The sequence below is a fragment of the Vibrio sp. Vb1755 genome, assembly GCF_033338635.1.
GTDB classification, from domain to species: domain Bacteria; phylum Pseudomonadota; class Gammaproteobacteria; order Enterobacterales; family Vibrionaceae; genus Vibrio; species Vibrio alginolyticus.
Genome location: NZ_JAWOTA010000225.1, coordinates 1 through 1,232, shown reverse-complemented (window position 1 = coordinate 1,232; position 1,232 = coordinate 1). Strand labels below are relative to the sequence as shown.

General features: G+C 47.8%; 1 protein-coding gene. It reads left to right on the top strand.

Going from position 1 to position 1,232, the window contains the following annotated elements; all coding sequences use genetic code 11:
• On the top strand, nt 1-1,232 hold a 1,232-nt coding region (mrdA, locus tag R7E00_RS24100), incomplete at both ends, for a penicillin-binding protein 2 (protein ID WP_318124784.1).

Below are 1,232 nucleotides of genomic sequence, written 5' to 3'. Positions count from 1 at the left end.
ACCAGTTTCAAGATTATCAAACCCGTTCAAATGACAACCGCATCAAAGTGGTTCCTATTGCGCCAAACCGCGGTCTTATTTACGACCGAAATGGTGTCCTGTTAGCCGAAAACCGTCCTGTCTTTAACTTGGAGCTGACTCCAGAAAAAATCAAAGACATCGACGCTACTATCCAAGAATTGCAAACCATTCTGGAAATCACACCAGAACAGATCGAACGCTTCCATCGTGAGCGTAAGCGTACCCGTCGATTCAAATCCGTCCCATTGCTAACCCAGCTGAACGAAAAGCAGGTCGCGCTCTTTTCCGTCAACCAATACCGTTTTCCTGGTGTTGAAATTAGTGCCACACTCAAACGTTACTACCCTTACGGGGAAGTGTTAACGCACGTAATCGGCTATGTTTCTCGTATCAATGACCGCGACATGCAGCGTTTGATTCGAGAAGAAAAAGACGCCAACTACCAAGCGACTCGTGACATCGGTAAGTTGGGCATCGAAAAATACTACGAAGATCTGCTGCACGGCACTGCTGGCTACCAAGAAGTGGAAGTCAACAGCCGAGGACGCGTGATTCGCACGTTAAAGTACGTACCGCCAGTTCCGGGCAAAGACATTGTCTTAAACCTCGATATCAACTTGCAGCTTTACGTTCATCAGCTTTTGGATGGTCGACGTGGCAGCGCTATCGTGCTTGATCCTCGTGACAATGGGGTGCTAGCTATGGTGTCTAGCCCAAGTTACGACCCGAACGCTTTTGTCCACGGCATTTCAGGTAAAGCCTATCGCGACTTGTTGAACGATAAAAACCGCCCGTTGGTAAACCGCACGACGCTAGGTATTTATCCGCCAGCTTCAACAATCAAGCCATTTATGGCTGTCGCAGCGTTGCAAGAAGGCGTAATAACGCCAAATACTACTCGCAACGACCCAGGTTATTGGCGCATTCCTAACTCAGACACTCGTCCATTCCGTGACTGGTTGCGTTGGGGACATGGCCGCGTGGATGTCATTAAATCCATTGAAGAGTCTGTTGATACGTTTTACTACCAAATTGCTTATGACTTGGGGATCGACCGAATTTCAAACTGGATGATGATGTTTGGTTTTGGTGACTCCACAGGCATCGAGATCGACGAGGAAAGTAAGGCTAATATGCCAACTCGTGATTGGAAAATGTCTCGTCACAAAACGCCTTGGTACAAAGGTGACACTATTCCTGTTGGTATCGGC